Source organism: Clostridium hydrogeniformans DSM 21757 (assembly GCF_000686705.1).
In the GTDB taxonomy this organism is placed as follows: domain Bacteria; phylum Bacillota; class Clostridia; order Clostridiales; family Clostridiaceae; genus Clostridium_Z; species Clostridium_Z hydrogeniformans.
Window position 1 is genome coordinate 1 of sequence record NZ_JMLJ01000024.1, and the last position, 17,518, is coordinate 17,518.

The following is a 17,518-nucleotide window of genomic DNA, read 5'->3' on the forward strand; positions in this document are numbered from 1 at the left end:
AGATTTACTTAGGAAAAAGGTAATGAAACTTCATCAGCATAGCTGAGAAGTAGTAAGTTCTAACAAAATTAAAATTTTGAGAACTTATCTATGTGTAATTTTGAAAGAACAATCTTTCAATTAAATAATGGTTTAGAAATCAAGATTTTTAAAATAAAAGGAAACTCGCTCAGCGGAGCTGAGGAGTACAGTTTATTGGCAAAATCGAAGATTTTGAATAAACTAGTATCTGGTGATGATGCTTCTAAGGGTAACACCCCTTCCCATACCGAACAGGATGGTTAAGCCTCAGAAGGCCGATGGTACTGCTTGGGAGACTGAGTGGGAGAGTAGGAGGTTGCCAGGTTTAAATATTCCGCAGTAGCTCAATGGTGGAGCACTCGGCTGTTAACCGATAGGTTGGAGGTTCGAATCCTCTCTGCGGAGCCATTTATATGAATTTTAAGTAGGATTTATCCTGCTTTTTTTATTTTATTCTAATATATAGGTATCCCTGGGAAAGTTTTTCCTAGGGATACTTTGATTTATAAACTATGTAAATAGGACTTGAGGATTAGAGTTTATATTTAAAGAAATTTCATTTTAGGGGGAATACCTTTCAGAGTAAGTCTATATATATAGTATTGGAGTAGTTATTTTAAAACTAAAATAGGTGATGACTAAAATATTTAGAATAAAAAGTTTAGTAAAAGGAAATAGATATACTATAAAGAAGCAAAATTAAAATAATTCTGAAAATTGCATCAAATTAAAAGGAATTTTTTAGTCTTCACAGAAGTATAATATTAAGTCTAAATCTTATCCAATGCTAGGAGGTTTTACCATGAATGAATATAAAACCAAAAATCTTAGAAACGTAGGTATTATAGGGCATAGTGGAGCTGGAAAGACATCTTTAACAGAGTCCCTTCTTTACTATATCAAAACTACAGATCGTTTAGGGAAGATAGAGGATGGCACTACAGTAAGTGACTTTGACAGTGAAGAAAAGAAAAGAAGGATATCAATTTCTTCTTCAGTAGTACCTTTCAATTTTGAAGGAATAAAGGTAAATTTAGTTGATATACCTGGATACTTTGATTTTATAGGGGAGTCTATACAGGGAATGAGAGCTGTAGATTTAGCTATGATAGTTGTATGTGGTGTATCAGGCATTGAGGTTGGGACAGAAAAAGCTTGGAAATACGTAAACAAAATTAAACTACCTAGAACTTTTTTTATAAACAAATTAGATAGAGAAAACAGTAATTTTGAAAAAGTACTTTCAAATCTTAAAGATACCTTTGGAATATCAGTGGTACCAATTCAGTATCCAATAGGTAATGAATCAGAGTTTAAGGGAGTTATAAATGTTATATCTAGAAAGGCAAGAATATATAATTCTAAAACTCATGAGATAGAGCTTGTGGATATTCCAGAAGAGCTTTTAGAGAAAATTGATGATTGTAAGCAAATGATAATGGAAGCTGTGGCTGAGACTAGTGAAGAATTGTTAGATAAATATTTTAGTGAGGGTACTTTAACAGATGAAGAAATTTATGAAGGATTAATAAAGGGATGTTCTAGTGGAGATATAGCACCAGTTATGTGTGGATCAGCACAACAAGTAATTGGAATAGATACATTATTAGAGGACATAGTTGAATGTTTCCCTTCTCCTGAATACGCAATACCACAAAAGGCAGTTATTGTTAAAACTCAGGAGGAAAAATTTATAAAAATAGATGAAAATGAAGCTTTCTCAGCTTTAGTATTTAAAACTGTAGCTGATCCATTTGTAGGTAAGTTGTCTATGTTTAGAGTAATTACAGGTAAACTTACCCCAGATAGTGTAGTATATAATTCAAGTAAGGACAAAGATGAGAAGATAGGAAACATATATTATATGAAGGGAAAGAGCCAAAGTTCTACCAAGGAGATTATTGCAGGGGATATAGGAGCAGTTGCTAAACTCCAATATACTAATACTGGAGATACCTTATGCAATAAAAGTTTCAATATAATATACGATAAGTTGAATTTTCCAGATCCTGTTATATCCATGGCTGTGCTTCCAAAGGCAAAAGGGGATGAGGAAAAGATATCTTCTGCATTATCAAAGTTATGTGAGGAAGATCCTACATTTAAGATAAGCAGGGATCTAGAAAATGCAGAGACAATAATATCAGGAGTTGGGGAAACTCATTTAGATATAATAGCATCTAAGATAAAAACTAAATTTGGAGCAGATGTAATTTTAAGAACTCCTAAAATTCCATATAGGGAAACCATAAAGGGAATAGCTGATGTTCAAGGTAAACATAAGAAACAAACAGGAGGACATGGTCAATACGGAGATGTATGGATAAAATTCGAAAAAAGGTTAGATGGAGAAGAGCTACTATTTGTAGATGCGGTAGTAGGTGGTGTTGTTCCAAGAAACTTTATACCTGCTGTAGAGAAGGGGTTAAAAGAGTGTATAAGACAAGGCGTTCTTGCAGGATATCCTGTTATAAAGTTAAAAGCTACATTGCATGATGGATCTTATCATCCTGTAGATTCATCAGAAATGGCATTTAAAATAGCAGCATCCTTAGCTTATAAGAAAGGCCTAGAAAAGGCAGAGCCTATTCTTCTAGAACCTATAATGAGAGCAGAGATAATTATACCAGATGAATATATGGGAGATGTAATGGGAGATGTAAATAAAAAGAGAGGTAAGGTTCTTGGCATGGAACCAATTGATGATGGGCAAAAGATAATAGCTGATATACCTCAATCGGAAATGCTCACTTATGCTACTGATCTAAGATCAATGACTCAAGCTAGAGGAAGTTTTTCTATGAAATTTGAGAAATATGAAGAAGTACCAGCTTCAGAAGTAGCAAAGATTATTGAGTCTGTGAAAGCAAAGGAAGCTTAATTCATTATTTACATGTTTAAGTTATAATATATTAAAGCACTATGGTATCTATGAAGGGACCATAGTGCTTTAAGTTTTTAATGAATAAATAAATATTAAAGAGAATATTTTGTCGAAAAAATTATTATTTTAATGGAGAATAAGAATATTTTTATATTTATAGGCATATATTAAGAGTATGAAATTGTACTTTTTCATAAGTAAACTTTAAGTATTATAGTTAATTTCTATTAAACAAGCTATTTTATATAAATAATATCTTAATTAATACTTATATTATAAAGCTTAATTTTAAAGGAAATGTAGGAAGTCTATTACATATAACAATTAGCAAGGAGAAAACAGATGTCAGATTATAGATTAGATATAAGTGGAAATTTAAATTTAACTGATTTTAGTAGTATATATGATTATATAAGTGTTGTAGATTATAATGATAAGTTTACCATTTCTTTAAATAGTGTAGGAGATGAAAGTGTTGGGCTTATATGTGAGATGCTTTATAAACAAAATTTTATAGTAAAACACTTAGGATTAAAGGAAGATGGACTTTACTATATAACAGCCTCTAAAATATAATTTATATTATTAATCAATTATGATAAAATGATAATGTATTATTAAAATAAATTTTAATAAATAGATTATGGAGGTTAAGTTGATGAGCGGGTATGTCATAGGTATAGACTTAGGAGGAACTAAGATTCATGGAGCAATTGCAGACCTAGAAGGTAATATTATAGCTAGTCAAGTAGTTCCAACAGAGGCTAAGGATGGAGATAAGGCAGTACTTAATAGAATAATTGGAGTTATTGATAAGGTTTTAGAGAAAAGTGGTAAAACATCAGAAGAAGTAAAAGCTATAGGTATTGGATCTCCAGGACCTCTAGATACCAAAAAAGGAACAATTGTAGCAAGTTCAAACTTACCATTTAAAAATTTTAGTTTAGTAGATCCTATTAAAAATAAATTTAATGTTCCAGTATATTTAGATAATGATGCTAATGTGGCGACCATTGGAGAATTTATGTTTGGAGCAGGAAAAAACACTAATAACATGATATATGTTACTGTTAGCACAGGTGTAGGTGGAGGTGCAATACTAAACGGAAAAATATTTAGAGGTAATACTAGTAATGCCTTAGAAGTAGGTCATACAACTATTCTTCCAGAAGGACCAAGATGTAATTGTGGAAATCATGGATGTGTAGAGGCGCTAGCATCAGGAACAGCCATAGGTAAAAGAGCATTAGAGGCAGTGGAAAGTGGTCTTGAGACAACTTTAGCTAAATATGAGAATCCTACATCTTATGAGGTGTTTGTAGAAGCTAAAAATGGAGATGAAGTTGCAAAGGATATACTTCATAGAAGTTTAACATATCTTGGAATAGGAGTAGCTAACATAATAAATACCTTCGATCCAGAAATGATAGTTATAGGCGGAGGAGTTAGTAAGGGAGGACAAGTTGTCTTCCAAAGAGTTAAAGAAGTAGTTGATGAAAGAGCTTTAAAAGCTATGGCAGAAAAATGCAAAATAGTACCAGCTGGTCTAGGAACCGATGCAGGTGTTATAGGTGCTGTAGCCTTAGCGATAATGGAAAGTAAATAAATTATAAAGGATAGCAAGAAGTAGATTCTTGCTATTTTTTATTTTAAAAATATTACTATTAAATTCTAGTATATTAATCTTAAATCCACATAAAATAATAGCGTAAATATAGCAAAGGAGGATTCATATATGGCTAAAAAGGGAATGAGAAGACCAGGTGTAAGTGATCCTCATGGAACTGAAACTAACAAGAAACAAAAGTTTCCTAAGAATCAAGTAACTCCAGTTCCAGAGATACAAGGTAAAGCAAAGGCAGGTCATAAGAAAGCTAATGATGACCATGTAGACTACTTTGATTATAAGTAAAAGGAGGGTTACCTATGGCTAAAGATAGTCAAATAGATAAAAAAGAAGTTAGAATGAAAAAGTGTAATTATCAAACTCCTTTAACTAGGGAAAGTGCAAAGAATAGTAATAGAACTAATAAAAAGCAATCTACAATAAATAATAATTGGCAAAGTGAACCTTAGGCAGGAAACACTTTCTTCTTCTTAAATAATGAACACACCCTTATACAAAATAAACATTATAGTTTAAGTTAACTTATTAGACTTTAAATTGTTTCAACTTAGTTTAACCTGTACTTTTGATGATAAATTTTGTTATTAACCTTAGGAGAAGAAAGTGTTTTTTATATAAAGCTGCTTAGTATAATCTAAGCAGCTCTCTATACATATAAATTTAAAAGTGAGTGTCCCCAGGGCAGTCACTTTTTGATTTTATATAAATAAATTAGGTATTAACTTTATTAAAAAGGTAAAATTTAAAATATGGAATTAAAGACCTATGATATAATTAATATAGAAGCAATCTTCTTTAAGATGGTGTTTTTTTCACCGGCTGAAGGTTAGATAAGCTCATCTAGAGGCGTATCAACTGTTATATTCTACCTTTTAGAGGATGTGGGTGTTACAGCTTATAGCCATCAGATAAAAGCAAAGAAAAGGAAGTGTTAAAATGAGGGCTGAGATAATATCTGTAGGAACAGAATTACTTTTAGGAGACATTGTAAATACAAATGCTCAATTTTTAGCTAAGGAATTAGCAGACTTAGGTATTGATATGTATCATCAAACAGTAGTTGGGGATAATGAAGAGAGGCTACTTAGAGCCTTTGATGAAGCTTTTAAAACTTGTGATATTATAATAACCACAGGGGGACTTGGACCAACAGAAGATGATTTAACTAAAGAAATGGCAGCTAAATACTTTAATAAGGAACTTATTTGCCATGAGGAGAGTTATAGACATTTAGAAGAGTATTTTAAGAAGAGTGGAATGAGGCTTAGTGAAAATAATAAGAAACAGGCTTATTTTCCAAAGGATGCAATAATCTTAAAAAATATTTGTGGAACAGCACCAGGAGCTATAATAAAGGGAGAAAATAATAAGGCAATAGTAGTCTTGCCAGGACCACCTAGAGAAATGACTACTATGTTTAAAAATGAAGTGAAGCCTTATCTTGAAAGTCTAACAGATAGTGTTCTTGTATCAAAGGTTTTAAGGATATGTGGCATAGGTGAAAGTCATATGGAGGAGAAGGTAAAGCATATAATACATAAGTATGAAAATCCAACCATAGCTCCTTATGCAAAAGATGGAGAAGCAATACTTAGATTAACAGCTAAGGCTAAGAATGAAAAAGAGGCTAAAAATATTATAGAACCAGCAGAAAATGATATAAGGGAAATACTTAAGGATAATATCTATGGAGAGGGAGATACTTCTTTAGATCATGTAGTAGCTAAGCTTTTAGTAGATAAAAATCTTAAAATAGGAGTGGCAGAGTCTTGTACAGGAGGACTTTTAGCTTCTATGCTTATAAGCTACCCAGGAATATCCAAGGTGTTTTTAGAGGGAGCAGTAACTTATTCTAACGATGCAAAGATGAGAACTTTAGGAGTTAAGAAGGAGACTTTGGATAGATTTGGGGCAGTAAGTGAGGAAACAGCTAAGGAAATGGCTGAGGGTATAGCAAAAAGGTGTGAAGGAGATATTGGAGTATCCATAACAGGGATTGCAGGACCAGATGGAGGAACAGTTGAAAAACCAGTAGGTCTTGTTTATGTTGGATTATATATAAAAGGAGAAATAAAGGTTAAAAAACTTACTCTTCAAGGGGATAGAGATAGGATAAGAAGAAGAACTACAATGTCAGCACTAGATTTTATAAGAAGAGAAGTTAAGTAGATTACTTTATTATAAGGTATAATAATTTAAATATGTAATGTGGTAGAGCAGTTTAGGAATCTATAAAGAAAATATAACATGAAATCTTAATAGAGAGTATATAAACTAAATAAATCCTTCTAAATAATTTAGAAGGATTTACTAGGAGATTATATAAATAAAATGGGGGAGAGGCTAATATAAGAAAAGGAACTTATATTAGCTGGTTAATTAGTTCATTTATATTCTTACCTACTATGAAAAATTTATACCTAAAGAAAGGAGAAAAGTAGATAATGGAATATAATACAAAAAAAGCATTTAGAGGCAATCTATTTGCATTATGTTTAATAGTATTTCAAGTCATGGGTGGGAGGATCATATTACCACTAATGAGACCTATGATAAAGAACCTATCTTATGGAGGTCTTATGATATTAACTCAGTTAATGTTTTTAATACTTCCAACTATAATATATTTTCTTGTAACAAAGGCTAATGTGAAAGATACATTAAGGTTAAATAAAATATATATAAGTGAAGTATTTATAATGATATTAATAGCTATCTTAAGTCAGCCTATAGGAGCCTTTTTTGCAACCATATCAAGTTTTTTTGCAGAAAATGTGGTTGAGCAGGCAGTAGGCTTACTAAAGGGTTCCTCTTACCTAGAACTTATTACAATCATGGCTATAACTCCAGCAATATGTGAGGAGATAACCATGAGAGGGATAGTACTTAAAGGGATGGATAACCATAATATTATAAAATCTTCTTTAGTAAGTGGAGTAATATTTGGAATGCTTCATCTAACTGGATCTCAGTTTTTATATGCTACATTTTTAGGATTTATTTTTGCATATATAGTTAGAATAACTAATAGCCTTTTTACTGGAATTATAATGCACCTAGTATTTAACGGATTTAATATGACAATTGGATACTTAAGTGAAAAATTCATTAATAAGGCAGCGGTAGAAGCAGCTAAAAATCAAGCATCTACAATTAATTTAGAAACTATTTCAGTATTAGCTACTTTAGCTATAATTGCATGCGTTATAATATTTAGTCTTATTGGATATGTGAAGAAAAATAGAATTAAAATAGAAGGAAAAGAAGTTATGGATCTTAGAATAGAAGGAAACAAAGAGTTTAGAGATAAAGATCCTATAATAAACCTACCATTTATAATTCTTTGTATATTTTATATTATAATGATGATATTAACCTAAAAATATAGAAATGCAAACTAATGGTTAAAATATGAAAAATATGAAAAAATTAATTACAAGCTATTGTAAAATTATTATAGCTATGGTACAATAATTTTAAAATTATCAAAAGACTATTCTTCAAAGTATGAATTAGTCAATACCAATGAAGGCGTCTTTTAGTTATATATAAATCCCCACAAAATGTAAGCCCCTGTGAATAGCACAGGGGCTTATATAATTATGTTTTAAATAGAAAGATATAAATTTAGAAATAAACATAGTTTAAATGCTTATTTTATAAGCGTATTAAAGTCTATTAAGATTTAGTTTCTTCAAAAAACCTAAATAAACATGAAGCCATAAGATCCTGACAATAAGAAAGGGTAGCCTTAGCACTTTTATCAAAGGATTTAGTATCATTTAAGATAAGAGGGTATATTCCATAGGGTTCTATATATTTTTTATCACTTAATTTCATATAAGAATAAGCATTATAAGCACTTTTTTCTGCCACTGTATTTAAAAAACTTTCATAGCTTTCACTATAGCAAAGGTCATAGCTGGAGGCAGAATTTATACCATAATTTTTTCTATGGTCATCTACCCATTTTTCATATAAAGAATGATTAGTTATAATTGCAGGTGCATTAGAGGCGTGGTGAGGCTCATTTAAATCTGCTAAATAATGAAAAGCACGACCAAGCTCTTCAAAGGCCAATTCTTTATCTGTACTATAGAGTTCCTTTGCTCTTAAGCTATGATGGACAAATCTAGATTTAGCAGTATCTTTATATAATAAATAATTCTTTTTTATGTAAGGATTATAAAAATGATGAGCATATAGGGGAAACCTCTCATCAGTATCAGGTAAGTCGCTACCTATTAGAAGCTTATGGGCATAGGGATATATTAACTTTTCATATTTTTGTCCCTTATCATTTATTAAGATTTTTATAGCTTTAGAAGTTAAAAATTGATGGGTATGATCTATTCCCCCGCTTTGCCATCTACTATCTTCATCCTTTAATTTAAGGGTGAAGCCTAAGGAATTACCTTTTCCAAGGATATCATCACTTCCATTACTTAAATCTTCTATTGAGGATTTATTAAAGTCATAGTAATTCCCATCATATGCAAAAGTGACAGTAGGACATATTAATAAAAAAAATATTGTACTAAGAAGCATAGTTTTACACTTTAAAAGTTTCAAAGAAATCACCTCCTACCATAGTATTTCCAAAGTTATCATAATATATTTAAAATATACATTGAGAGAAGAGAAAACTTCAAATATAATATAATAGTATTATTTTTTACACACTAGGTATTAGGTAAAATATTCCTATTTTATCAATTGGAAGATAAGGATTAAAATATAGAACTATAATATAGGGTTTTAAGTTTTAAAGTTAATTTATACATATGTGTAAAGCAAGGGAATTTTAATTGGTGAGTTAAAGCTTTATATTGAAACTATATAATGAAATTTTAAATTAACTCAAAACATAGTTAATAAAGTGATGAAGAATTTTGATTGAAAACTTTGACTTAATTATATAAAAAGATAATTAATAAAAGATTTTTGGAAGGTTTTCTTTGGATATACAGTAATAAAATAAGAAAATTAATCTACTAAGGAGAGTAAAATAAATGAGTATATTAAATGTTAAAAACATGAGTCATGGCTTTGGTGACAGAGCAATATTTGAGGATGTTTCCTTTAGACTTTTAAAGGGAGAGAAGATAGGTCTTATAGGGGCTAATGGAGAGGGAAAGTCCACTTTTATGAGCATAGTTACAGGAAATCTTATGCCAGATGACGGTGTAGTTGAGTGGAGCAATAGAGTAAGAGTTGGATATTTAGATCAGCATGCAAACCTTGAGAAAGGACAGACAATAAGAGATGTTTTAAGAGGAGCTTTTAAGTATCTTTTTGATATAGAGGAAGATATACTTAAAATTTCAGATAAGATGGGAGAGGCTTCAGAAGAGGAGCTTACCAAGCTATTAGATGAGATGGGAACTTTGCAGGATATGCTTGATCATAATGGATTCTATGTAATAGATACTAAAGTAGAGGAAGTTGCAGGAGGTCTTGGACTTCGTGATATAGGACTTGATAAGGACGTTATGGATTTAAGTGGAGGACAAAGAACTAAGGTATTACTTGGAAAACTTCTTTTAGAAAATCCAGACATATTACTTTTAGATGAGCCTACAAACTACTTAGATGAGCAGCATATAGAGTGGCTTAAAAGATATCTTCAAAATTATGAAAATGCCTTTGTACTTATATCCCATGATATTCCTTTCTTAAATAGTGTTATAAACTTAATATATCATGTGGAAAATAGAAAGCTTACAAGATATGTAGGAGATTATGAAAACTTTAAGAGAATACATGAAGCTAACAAAAAGCAGTTAGAATCAGCTTACGAAAGACAACAACAAGAGATTGCAAAGCTTGAAGACTTTGTAGCTAGAAATAAAGCTAGGGTTGCAACTACAGGTATGGCAAGAGCAAGACAGAAAAAGCTAGATAAGATGGATAGAATAGAACTAGCTGCAGAGAAACCAAAGCCAGAGTTTAACTTTAAAACCTCTAGAACTTCAGGTAAGGTAATATTTGAAGCTAAGGACCTTGTTATAGGATATGATGAGGCGCTAACAAGACCTCTTAATTTACTTATGGAAAGAGGACAAAAGATAGCTTTAGTTGGAGCTAATGGTCTTGGAAAAACTACTTTACTTAAGAGTCTTATGGGACTTATTAAACCACTTCAAGGGGAAGTTACCATAGGAGATTACTTAGAACTTGGATACTTTGAACAAGAAATTAAGGAAGCAAACTATAAAACTTGTATAGAAGAAGTGTGGGAAGAGTTCCCAGGATTTACCCAATATCAAATTAGAGCAGCTCTTGCTAAGTGTGGATTAACTACTAAGCATATAGAAAGCAAGGTTGTGGTTCTAAGTGGAGGGGAGCAGGCAAAGGTAAGATTATGTAAGCTTATAAATAGGGAAACCAATGTACTTATACTGGATGAGCCTACTAACCATTTAGATGTGGAAGCTAAGGATGAACTAAAAAGAGCATTAAAGGAATATAAGGGTAGCATACTAATAGTATGTCACGAACCTGAATTCTATAGAGATGTGGTTACAGATGTGTGGAACTGTGAGGATTGGACAACTAAGATAGTTTAAAACCTGTAAAGGCAATGGATATAAGAGGTGTTAATATATTAACACCTCTTATATCCACAGCCTTTCCTTTTTGCTTTTTAACACATGGGTGTATATCTCAGCAGTTATATTAATACTAGAGTGACCTAGTAGACTTGAAACTGTTTTTAACAGCATATCATTTTCAAACTGTAGTATGGCATAAATAAACTCTGTAAATTAGAAATATATCTAGTAGTTTATATTAATAACATAATGTTATTAGAAGAAAAAAACTATTGACTTGATTCGACAAAAAATTATATAATGGTTTTAAGAAAACTAGTCCTTTAAATTTAGTCCAGAGAGACTAATAAGGTCGGAGATAAACGGCAGATAATATAATTTGATAGAATTAAACTGTAACGGAACCATTATATGGGGAACATTTAATTCCTATATCTAATTATAGATGTTAACGACCTTCTTAAAAAAGAATGGTCGTTTTTTTATTATAAGGAATATAAGTACTAGTTTTCCTAAACAAAGATTTAGGAGGATAACAATAATGGAACAAAGGATAAACACAGCAGGAAATATAGATAATCATGAGCATGATCATGATTATGCATTAGGGCATGTAGAGCAAAGTGATAAGAAAGGATTCTTTTCAATGTTTGTGGTTATGCTTGGATTTACATTCTTCTCAGCAAGTATGCTAACAGGAGGGAAGTTAGGGACAGGATTACATTTAAAAGATTTCTTTGTAGCAGTATTTATAGGAAACTTAATTTTAGCATGTTATACAGGAGCGTTAGCATATATAGGTGCAGATACAGGACTTTCAATGCATTTACTTGCTAGATATTCATTTGGTGAAAAAGGTTCATATTTAGCATCTTTTATAACAAGTATTACACAAATAGGATGGTTTGGTGTTGGAATAGCAATGTTCGCAATTCCAGTAGCAAATAGATTTAATATAAATTTATATTTATTAGTAGGAATTACAGGTATATTAATGACAGCCACAGCTTATTTTGGAATGAAGTCATTAACAATATTAAGTGCTATAGCAGTACCAGCAATAGCTGTGTTAGGTAGTACTTCAGCAATAATGGCAACTAACTCAGTAGGTGGATTCCAAGGATTAATGAATATAGAGCCAACTAATAAAATGGCATTAGTAACAGCAGTAACATTATGTGTAGGTTCATTTATAAGTGGAGGAACTGCAACTCCAGACTTTGCAAGATTCTCTAAAAACAAGAAAGTATCAGTATCAACTACTGTAATAGCGTTCTTTATAGGAAATTCATTAATGTTCTTATTTGGAGCAATAGGAGCACTGGTTACAGGAAATTCAGATATAGCAGATGTTATGTTTTCTCAAGGCCTAGTTATTCCAGCAATAATAGTTTTAGGTTTAAATATATGGACAACCAATGATAATGCTATTTATACAGCTGCCCTTGGACTTTCCAACATAACTAAATTACCTAAGAATAAGATGGTAATTATAGGTGGATTCATAGGAACTATAGGTGCTATATGGTTAAATAACAACTTCATAACATTTTTAACTTTCTTAAATTCAATGTTACCTCCAGTAGGGGGAATAATAATAGCTGATTACTTCTTTGTAAAGAAAAGAAAATATGATAACATAGAAAATACAAGATTCATAGATATAAATTGGGTAGCTATAATAGCATTTTTAGCAGGATTTATAGTTGCAAATATTATATCAGTAGGAGTTATTGCATTGAATGCAATAATAACAACAATGTTAGTTTATATAATAGGAACAAAAATAACTAGTAAATAGGGTGATGATAAAATGTTAATTAAAAATATAAGATTCTTAGATAGAGAAGGCGTATTTGATATAAGGATAGCTGATGGTAAGTTTGCAGAAATAGCATCATATTTAGAAGTTATAGAAAATGAGGAAGTTATAGAAGGGAATGGAGCCTTAGCTTCAGCTCCTTTTATAGAACCACATATACATTTAGATACTACTCTTACAGCTGGAGAACCGGAGTGGAATAAAAGTGGAACTTTATTTGAAGGAATCGAAAGATGGTCTCAAAGAAAAGAATTTTTAACTAAAGAAGATGTTAAGACTAGAGCTAAAAAAGCTATAGAATGGCAAGTAGCTAATGGGATTCAATTTATAAGAACTCATGTAGATGTTACTGATGCTAGCCTCATTGCATTAAAAGCAATGGTTGAAGTAAGAGAAGAAGTTAAAGATTATGTTACATTACAGATAGTAGCATTCCCTCAGGAAGGAATTCTTTCATATCCAAATGGATTAGAATTAATAGAAGAAGCTATAAAAATAGGTGCAGATGTGATAGGGGCTATACCTCACTTTGAATTTACAAGAGAGTATGGAGTAGAATCAATTAATAAGATTTTTGAGTTAGCTAAAAAGTATGATGTATTAGTAGATGTTCATTGTGATGAAATAGATGATGAACAATCAAGGTTCTTAGAAGTAGTTGCTACAAGAGCCTTAGAGACAGGATTAAAGAATAAGGTAACAGCTAGCCATACTACAGCTATGGGCTCATATAATAATGCATATACATATAAGTTGTTTAGGTTGTTAAAAATGTCAGGAATAAATTTTGTTTCTAATCCTTTAGTCAATACTCACCTTCAAGGAAGATTTGATACATATCCTAAAAGAAGAGGGATTACAAGAGTTAAGGAACTTAATGAAGCTGGTATTAATGTTAGTTTTGGACATGATGATATATTTGATCCATGGTACCCAATGGGAACAGGAAATATGTTAGAGGTAGTTCATTTTGGATTACATGTATGTCAAATGATGGGCTACGATGATATAAATGAATCCTTGAAGTTTGTATCAACAAATAGTGCAAGAACTTTAAACATAGAAGATAAATATGGAATAGAAATAGGTAAGCCAGGTAATTTAATTTTATTAAATGCTGAAAGTGGCTATGATGCAGTTAGAAGAAGAGCAGAGGTTTTATATTCTATAAGAGAAGGAAGAATAATTGCTAAGACTATACCAAGTAGGTCATATGTAAATATGAATGAAGAAAAAGAAGTGAGTTTTAGGAAATAATAGGATATTGTTGAAGGAAAGTGTAATTTCAAAAAGCAACAGTGAAATTAGTAGAGTGATAGAGATAGCACAAGATTAATAAAAATCTTGTGCTATTTATGTTTTAAAATGAAGTTTTCACATAATCTTTAGTTAATATTCTACTAGTAACTCCTAGTCCAAAGTCAAGTAGTTACTTTTGAGATGGTCTAATTAAAATCTTGTTTTTATGACATATGTTTTAAATTTAATTTTAAGACTTTTAACACTAATATTAAATTCAAAATCACAAAATTTTGAATTTGGCCTTAAAGCAATAATTATAAGCAAAAGAACTACTGTTGTAAGTAAAGCCATAAAAGCAATTAGTATCATATCCAATACCATTTCCTTAAGATATGATGAAAATTCATAAATAGCCCAAGGTGGAAAACGTACAATAACTGTAGCCATCCAATTCTACGGTTACGAATTTTACTTGGATAGTATAGCATAATTCATATGTTAAGTACAGGAGCATATGAAAAATAAAATATAGGTTATGTAATAATGAAAGGCAATTAAAATCAAAAAATGAATTTATAAGTTTAAGACTTAGTGAAGTATATTTACTTTTATTATATAATTATTAATAAGATAAAATGATAGTTGGGAGGGGAAATGGTGGACTTAAATTTTAACATAGGAGATACAAATTTTTTAGCACTTGTTAATACAAATAGATATTTCTCATATGTTAATGAAGACTGGGATTTAAAAATGTTAAAAAATCACTTTATTAAGGAGACAGCGCAAGGCAATATCTTAGTGATGCAGATGACTAATGAAGGTATAGAAGATGATTGGAAAATACGTGTTGAGTTTGGCGATTCTATTTTAGAAAGTGATTACTTTAGAAAAGATACTGGATATATAAAGGTTGATGATAGTGAATTATGTTTTGTTGAATATACATGTTTAACAATGGCAGCACAATTTAAAGAGGAAAAAGTTCCAGATAAATATTGTGATAAGTTTAGATTTAAGATAGACGATGGAATGTATAAAGTTAATGTAATTCAATTCTATGATGTAGATAATAGGCTACATATTGGAAGGGATGATATAGATATATTATTTCAATTCATTAAAGTTGAGGATAATTGGAAAGTAACACCTAAAGTATTTTGGTATGCTTGTTAAATAAAAGTTTATAGATAAATAATTTAAGGATATAATTCATGTATAATATTTGAAGTTATATTATAAAGAAGGAAAATTAATAATTAATAGGGGAAAATGCACATTATGTAATGGTGAGTGGACAACTAAAAGCATTTAACAAGTCTATGGGATACACTTTTGAGAATACTATAAAATTAGCATTGAGAGAGCAGGAATGCTAACAAATATTCTTGTTATTTTTATTTCACAAACTTTGATTTAATTAGAAAAATAGTATAATATTAGTGGGTGGAAAAAGTTAAATTGGTCTAGGGGGATTATAAATGATAGAAGCAATGGAACAGCAAATTATAAATAGTATAAACAATAAATGGACAAAAGATAAGGACAAGAGAAGAGATATAGATTTAGAGCAAGTTTCAGATAGCTTTAGAGTTCTTTGCTCAAGCAGAGCTACAACTTTAGATATAATAGAGAGGCTAAAGAAATCTGATGATAAAGAGAGTAAAACTCAGGAACTGAAAGCGAATATGATTAAAATCTATGATTGGGTAACAGAAGAAACTATAGAGAGTTTAATAGCTAAATATTGTACTTCATTAAAAGATAAGAAAAAAGAAGCAGAATACAAAGCAGAAGTTCCACAAATAGAGGGTTATTTAGAAGATTTAAAAGAAAATTTAATTACTAAAACTATGAATAAGCTATTTGTATTTCATAAAATTAAAGAGGGGGAATAGTTGTGATAAGTCCAAGAAGAGAGTGGAAAAAATTTGAGTCAGAGAATGAAAAGATAGAAAGATTAAAAGAATGGCAACTTATTTCACCAAAAGCAAAAGAGATAAAGAAGTTCTACTATAAGGGAGCATATACTAATGAGCCGACGGAATGTGATGTAGCAGGTTTTGTAGATAACAATGAAATAATACTATACATAAATGGGGAGTTACACAGCATTCATCCTGATTATTTTGCAGATATGCAGAAGAAAGAGAAATTTATTATTTTAGATATTGAAACACCAATGAGTTTTAGAAATGAAGATGGTATTAGAGAAGTGGCTGCAATTGCAGTTGAGGATTATAGAGTAGTAGATAGTTTACACCTTGCAATTATAAAAGATGAAGAGGAGTATAAAAATGGATATGGTGCAGGGCTAGAAGCAATAGAAGAAAATGAAGAGCTAAAAGCAGAGTTTAAAGCTTTCATATCAAAATACAAATGTCCTATTATTGCACATAATGCGAGCTTCGATAGAAGGTTTTTAAGATATTGGAATTGGGTAGATGATAATCAAGAATTTTATTGTAGTAGGGATAATATCAAAGCTAAAGAAACTTTAGAAAGTTATAAACTCCAAGACTTATTAAATTACTATGGAATAAAACAAAAACAAGCACATAGTGCAATGCAGGATACTTTAGACTTACTAGAGGTATTAAAAATAATAAAAATTGAAAAATGGGTTGTATTAGGAAAAAGAGCTGAGGATAAAATAGTTAAGGGATTGAAAAGTTATGAAAATGACAAGAATAAAAGAGAAGAAGATAAGAAAAAATTAGAAGAAGCTAAGGAAAACATTATTGAGGATATTTTTAATAACAAGAAAATAGTTTTTACTGGTGATATGAAAGAGGATAGAGCAGAAATGAGGGCTATTGCAATTAGATATGGGGCAACAAGTCCTAATAGTGTTAGTAGTAAAACTGATATGCTTGTTGTAGGAGAAAATGCAGGAAGTAAATTATCTAAGGCTCAAGAGCTTGGAATAAGGATAATAAGTGAAGAAGATTTTTGGAATATAGTAAATAAGAAATAGTAGATAATCTATAAAAAAGTAGTACCATTAGCGTTTAAACTGTACCCTTTGTCAAGGACAGTTTAAAAAAGAGTAGACTAATTTAAAAGATGATTTCTGTATTGAACAGGAGTCATCTTTTTTAAGTTCCATTGTCCTCTAAAATTATTGTGATAATCTATGTAATCATCTATTTCTTTAACTAAATCCTCAAATGTATCACAAGCCTTTATATCAACTTCATCCTTTAAATGTCCGAAAAAGGATTCCTGTGGGGCGTTGTCCCAACAATTTCCACGCCTAGACATAGATTGTCCTAATTTATTCTTTTTGACTTTATTTTGAAAAATCGGACTAGTATAATGAACTCCTTGATCTGAATGAATAAATGAATCTTTGCTAAGAATATTCT

The 17,518-nt window shown here is 30.6% G+C and carries 16 protein-coding genes, 1 tRNA gene and 1 rRNA gene; 15 read left to right on the forward strand and 3 right to left on the reverse strand.

The window, feature by feature from the left end; translation table 11 throughout:
- Positions 1–228: 228 nt before the first annotated feature.
- The 9 genes from rrf (at position 229) to BR69_RS0112875 (ending at position 7,912) form a co-directional block, all read left to right on the forward strand.
- Positions 229–346 (forward strand): 5S ribosomal RNA (gene rrf, locus BR69_RS0112835).
- 8 nt (positions 347–354) lie between these two features.
- Positions 355–429 (forward strand) — tRNA-Asn (locus BR69_RS0112840).
- A 394-nt stretch (positions 430–823) separates the two neighbouring features.
- Positions 824–2,902 (forward strand): elongation factor G, encoded by a 2,079-nt coding sequence (gene fusA / locus BR69_RS0112845; RefSeq protein ID WP_027633545.1) that lies wholly within the window; start codon positions 824–826, stop codon positions 2,900–2,902.
- Between the two features lie 345 nt (positions 2,903–3,247).
- Complete coding sequence (locus tag BR69_RS0112850) at positions 3,248–3,481, forward strand: hypothetical protein (RefSeq protein WP_027633546.1); 234 nt, start codon at positions 3,248–3,250, stop codon at positions 3,479–3,481.
- An 82-nt stretch (positions 3,482–3,563) separates the two neighbouring features.
- Positions 3,564–4,511: an ROK family protein gene (locus tag BR69_RS0112855; protein WP_027633547.1), complete on the forward strand. Its 948-nt coding sequence runs from the start codon at positions 3,564–3,566 to the stop codon at positions 4,509–4,511.
- 129 nt (positions 4,512–4,640) lie between these two features.
- Positions 4,641–4,817: a hypothetical protein gene (locus BR69_RS22005; RefSeq protein ID WP_162832180.1), complete on the forward strand. Its 177-nt coding sequence runs from the start codon at positions 4,641–4,643 to the stop codon at positions 4,815–4,817.
- 14 nt (positions 4,818–4,831) lie between these two features.
- Complete coding sequence (locus BR69_RS22010) at positions 4,832–4,981, forward strand: hypothetical protein (protein ID WP_162832181.1); 150 nt, start codon at positions 4,832–4,834, stop codon at positions 4,979–4,981.
- A 487-nt stretch (positions 4,982–5,468) separates the two neighbouring features.
- Positions 5,469–6,701 carry a competence/damage-inducible protein A gene (locus BR69_RS0112870; RefSeq protein WP_027633548.1) on the forward strand — a complete coding sequence of 411 codons (1,233 nt, stop codon included), beginning with the start codon at positions 5,469–5,471 and terminating at the stop codon, positions 6,699–6,701.
- Positions 6,702–6,976: 275 nt separating this feature from the next.
- Positions 6,977–7,912 (forward strand): CPBP family intramembrane glutamic endopeptidase, encoded by a 936-nt coding sequence (locus BR69_RS0112875; protein WP_027633549.1) that lies wholly within the window; start codon positions 6,977–6,979, stop codon positions 7,910–7,912.
- 298 nt (positions 7,913–8,210) lie between these two features.
- Here BR69_RS0112875 and BR69_RS21225 read toward each other — a convergent pair whose 3' ends face one another.
- Positions 8,211–9,104 carry a phospholipase C/P1 nuclease family protein gene (locus tag BR69_RS21225; protein WP_051623614.1) on the reverse strand — a complete coding sequence of 298 codons (894 nt, stop codon included), beginning with the start codon at positions 9,102–9,104 and terminating at the stop codon, positions 8,211–8,213.
- A 440-nt stretch (positions 9,105–9,544) separates the two neighbouring features.
- Between BR69_RS21225 and BR69_RS0112885 the strand changes: the two genes are divergently transcribed.
- From BR69_RS0112885 to codA, 3 genes are all read left to right on the forward strand, one after another.
- Positions 9,545–11,101, forward strand: coding sequence for an ABC-F family ATP-binding cassette domain-containing protein (locus BR69_RS0112885; protein WP_027633550.1), 1,557 nt, complete (start codon positions 9,545–9,547; stop codon positions 11,099–11,101).
- A gap of 526 nt (positions 11,102–11,627) precedes the next feature.
- The gene (gene codB, locus BR69_RS0112890) at positions 11,628–12,887 is read left to right on the forward strand and encodes a cytosine permease (protein WP_051623615.1); all 1,260 of its coding nucleotides are present in this window, start codon (positions 11,628–11,630) and stop codon (positions 12,885–12,887) included.
- 12 nt (positions 12,888–12,899) lie between these two features.
- Positions 12,900–14,165: a cytosine deaminase gene (codA, locus tag BR69_RS0112895; RefSeq protein WP_027633552.1), complete on the forward strand. Its 1,266-nt coding sequence runs from the start codon at positions 12,900–12,902 to the stop codon at positions 14,163–14,165.
- 192 nt (positions 14,166–14,357) lie between these two features.
- On the opposite strand, the gene BR69_RS0112900 is transcribed toward codA, so the two are convergent.
- Positions 14,358–14,597: a hypothetical protein gene (locus BR69_RS0112900; protein WP_027633553.1), complete on the reverse strand. Its 240-nt coding sequence runs from the start codon at positions 14,595–14,597 to the stop codon at positions 14,358–14,360.
- A gap of 210 nt (positions 14,598–14,807) precedes the next feature.
- Here BR69_RS0112900 and BR69_RS0112905 point away from each other — a divergent pair, with 210 nt between their 5' ends.
- From BR69_RS0112905 to BR69_RS0112915, 3 genes are all read left to right on the forward strand, one after another.
- Positions 14,808–15,326: a hypothetical protein gene (locus tag BR69_RS0112905; RefSeq protein ID WP_027633554.1), complete on the forward strand. Its 519-nt coding sequence runs from the start codon at positions 14,808–14,810 to the stop codon at positions 15,324–15,326.
- A gap of 305 nt (positions 15,327–15,631) precedes the next feature.
- Positions 15,632–16,048 (forward strand): hypothetical protein, encoded by a 417-nt coding sequence (locus tag BR69_RS0112910; RefSeq protein ID WP_027633555.1) that lies wholly within the window; start codon positions 15,632–15,634, stop codon positions 16,046–16,048.
- Between the two features lie 2 nt (positions 16,049–16,050).
- Positions 16,051–17,127, forward strand: coding sequence for a 3'-5' exonuclease (locus tag BR69_RS0112915; protein ID WP_027633556.1), 1,077 nt, complete (start codon positions 16,051–16,053; stop codon positions 17,125–17,127).
- Between the two features lie 77 nt (positions 17,128–17,204).
- On the opposite strand, the gene BR69_RS0112920 is transcribed toward BR69_RS0112915, so the two are convergent.
- A partial coding sequence (locus BR69_RS0112920; protein WP_027633557.1) for an IS3 family transposase occupies positions 17,205–17,518 on the reverse strand: 314 nt, incomplete at its 5' end.

Coding starts and splice junctions, on each gene's coding strand:
- BR69_RS0112900 (WP_027633553.1), bottom strand. CDS start 14,597: ATGGCTACAGTTATTGTACGTTTTCCACCTTGGGCTATTTATGAATTT.
- BR69_RS0112870 (WP_027633548.1), top strand. CDS start 5,469: ATGAGGGCTGAGATAATATCTGTAGGAACAGAATTACTTTTAGGAGAC.
- codA (WP_027633552.1), top strand. CDS start 12,900: ATGTTAATTAAAAATATAAGATTCTTAGATAGAGAAGGCGTATTTGAT.
- codB (WP_051623615.1), top strand. CDS start 11,628: ATGGAACAAAGGATAAACACAGCAGGAAATATAGATAATCATGAGCAT.
- fusA (WP_027633545.1), top strand. CDS start 824: ATGAATGAATATAAAACCAAAAATCTTAGAAACGTAGGTATTATAGGG.
- BR69_RS0112850 (WP_027633546.1), top strand. CDS start 3,248: ATGTCAGATTATAGATTAGATATAAGTGGAAATTTAAATTTAACTGAT.
- BR69_RS0112885 (WP_027633550.1), top strand. CDS start 9,545: ATGAGTATATTAAATGTTAAAAACATGAGTCATGGCTTTGGTGACAGA.
- BR69_RS0112910 (WP_027633555.1), top strand. CDS start 15,632: ATGATAGAAGCAATGGAACAGCAAATTATAAATAGTATAAACAATAAA.
- BR69_RS22005 (WP_162832180.1), top strand. CDS start 4,641: ATGGCTAAAAAGGGAATGAGAAGACCAGGTGTAAGTGATCCTCATGGA.
- BR69_RS22010 (WP_162832181.1), top strand. CDS start 4,832: ATGGCTAAAGATAGTCAAATAGATAAAAAAGAAGTTAGAATGAAAAAG.
- BR69_RS0112875 (WP_027633549.1), top strand. CDS start 6,977: ATGGAATATAATACAAAAAAAGCATTTAGAGGCAATCTATTTGCATTA.
- BR69_RS0112855 (WP_027633547.1), top strand. CDS start 3,564: ATGAGCGGGTATGTCATAGGTATAGACTTAGGAGGAACTAAGATTCAT.